The organism is Actinoplanes sp. NPDC048791 (genome assembly GCF_040650095.1).
Classification (GTDB): Bacteria; Actinomycetota; Actinomycetes; order Mycobacteriales; family Micromonosporaceae; genus Actinoplanes.
Genome location: NZ_JBEZGQ010001678.1, coordinates 1 through 1,166 on the forward strand (window position 1 = coordinate 1; position 1,166 = coordinate 1,166).

General features: G+C 74.5%; 1 protein-coding gene. It reads right to left on the minus strand.

What is annotated here, in order from left to right; genetic code table 11:
* Positions 1-1,166: helicase-related protein (locus AB0C29_RS49565; protein ID WP_360835500.1), on the minus strand; the 1,166-nt coding region annotated here is incomplete at both ends.

Below are 1,166 nucleotides of genomic sequence, written 5' to 3' on the forward strand. Positions count from 1 at the left end.
GTGCGAGCACGGCGACCGCGCCCGGGACGTCGGCCGGGCTGACCCGGCCGGCCCAGCGGTCCTGGGTGAGCACCAGCGGGCGGGGCTCGCCGAAGCCGCCGGTGGGCGGTTCCAGGACCACCGCGAGGCCGGCCCGGCGACCCTGCGGCACCCGGATGACGTCGCCGACCCGCAGTTTCTCCAGGGAGGACACCGCGGCGGCCCGGCGCTGCGCGGTGCCCTGGCGGGCCAGGGAGCGTTCGCGGTCCGCGATGGCGACGCGGAGGGCGAAGTATTCGTCGAAGTCACCGTGGTGGCAGGCGCCGTCGTTGTCGTACGTCTGCATGGTCTCGATGTTGCGCTGCACCTGCCGGGCCAGCCCGACCACCGACCGGTCCGCCTGGAACTGGGCGAACGACGACTCGAGCAGGTCGCGGGCCTTGTCCGCGCCGACCGAGCCGACCAGGTTGACGGCCATGTTGTACGACGGGCGGAAGCTGGAGCGCAGCGGGTAGGTGCGGGTCGAGGCCAGGCCGGCGACGTGCCGGGGGTCGACCTCGGGGCTCCACAGCACCACGGCGTGGCCCTCGACGTCGATGCCACGGCGCCCGGCCCGCCCGGTGAGCTGGGTGTACTCCCCCGGGGTCAGGTCGACGTGGGCCTCGCCGTTGAACTTGACGAGCCGTTCCAGCACCACGCAGCGGGCCGGCATGTTGATGCCCAGCGCCAGCGTCTCGGTGGCGAAGACCGCCTTGACCAGGCCACGCACGAAGCACTCCTCGACCGCCTCCTTGAAGGCGGGCAGCATGCCGGCGTGATGGGCGGCGACGCCGCGCTCGAGGCCGTCGAGCCACTCCCAGTAGCCGAGGACGGACAGGTCCTCGCTGGGGATGTTGGCCACCTTGGCCTGGGCGATGCGGCGGATCTCGGCGCGCTCGTCGGCGCCGGTGAGCCGCAGGCCGCCGGACAGGCACTGCTGCACGGCCGCGTCGCAGCCGGCCCGGCTGAATATGAACAGGATGGCCGGCAGCAGGTCGGCCCGGTCGAGCCGGTCGACGACCTCGGCGCGCGGTGGTGGCTGCCAGCGCCGGGGGCGTCCGCCGCGGCCCAGCCCGCCCGGCCCCGCCGTACCGGCGGTGGGCACGGGCCGGCGCAGCAAAACGCGGGTGTAGCGCAGCAGCTCCGGG